This window comes from Pseudomonas sp. BT-42-2 (assembly GCF_025847435.2).
GTDB classification, from domain to species: Bacteria; Pseudomonadota; Gammaproteobacteria; order Pseudomonadales; family Pseudomonadaceae; genus Aquipseudomonas; species Aquipseudomonas urmiensis.
Genome location: NZ_JAOYTM010000039.1, coordinates 1 through 1,226 on the forward strand (window position 1 = coordinate 1; position 1,226 = coordinate 1,226).

Annotated in this window: 1 protein-coding gene; it reads left to right on the plus strand. The window is 60.0% G+C overall.

The genetic code is table 11. The features are described from left to right. On the plus strand, positions 1–1,226 hold a 1,226-nt coding region (locus tag OIU19_RS25210; protein ID WP_264237295.1), incomplete at both ends, for an immunoglobulin-like domain-containing protein.

A 1,226-nucleotide genomic window follows, 5' to 3' on the forward strand; every position in this document is an offset into this window, starting at 1 on the left:
CAGGACACCACCACTGTCACTCTGACTGCCACGCCTTCAGTGGCGGAAGGCGGTAGCATCGTCTACACCGCTTCGGTCAATGCGCCGGTCACCGGTACGCCGGTGGTGGTGACCTTGGCTAATGGCCAAACCATCACTATCCCGGTTGGCCAGAGCTCCAGTACCGTCACCATACCGGTGAGCAACGATGTCTATCAGGGCCACGCTCCGGTCACCACGAACATCACGGGAGTGAGTGGCGGCAACTACGAGAATCTGGTCGGCAACCCGGCACCGGTTACCACCAGCGTTACTGATGTCCAGGACACCACCACGGTCACTCTGACTGCCACGCCTTCAGTGGCGGAAGGCGGTAGCATCGTCTACACCGCTTCGGTCAATGCACCCGTCACCGGTACGCCGGTCGTGGTGACCTTGGCTAATGGCCAAACCATCACTATCCCGGTTGGCCAGAGCTCCAGTACCGTCACCATACCGGTGAGCAACGATGTCTATCAGGGCCACGCTCCGGTCACCACGAACATCACGGGAGTGAGTGGCGGCAACTACGAGAATCTGGTCGGCAACCCGGCACCGGTTACCACCAGCGTTACTGATGTCCAGGACACCACCACGGTCACTCTGACTGCCACGCCTTCAGTGGCGGAAGGCGGTAGCATCGTTTACACCGCTTCGGTCAATGCACCCGTCACCGGTACGCCGGTCGTGGTGACCTTGGCCAACGGCCAAACCATCACCATCCCGGTTGGCCAAAGCTCCAGCACTGTCAGCACTCCCGTGAGCAATGATGTCTATCAAGGCCACGCTCCAGTAACCACGAACATCACCAACGTCAGTGGCGGCAATTACGAGAATCTGGTCGGCAACCCAGCGCCGGTTTCTACCACTGTCACCGATGTCCAGGACACCACCACGGTCACCCTCACTGCCACGCCTTCAGTGGCGGAAGGCGGTAGCATCGTCTACACCGCTTCGGTCAATGCACCCGTCACCGGTACGCCGGTCGTGGTGACCTTGGCCAACGGCCAAACCATCACCATCCCGGTTGGCCAAAGCTCCAGCACTGTCAGCACGCCCGTGAGCAATGATGTCTATCAAGGCCACGCTCCAGTAACCACGAACATCACCAACGTCAGTGGCGGCAATTACGAGAATCTGGTCGGCAACCCAGCGCCGGTTTCTACCACTGTCACCGATGTCCAGGACACCACCACGGTCACCCTGAC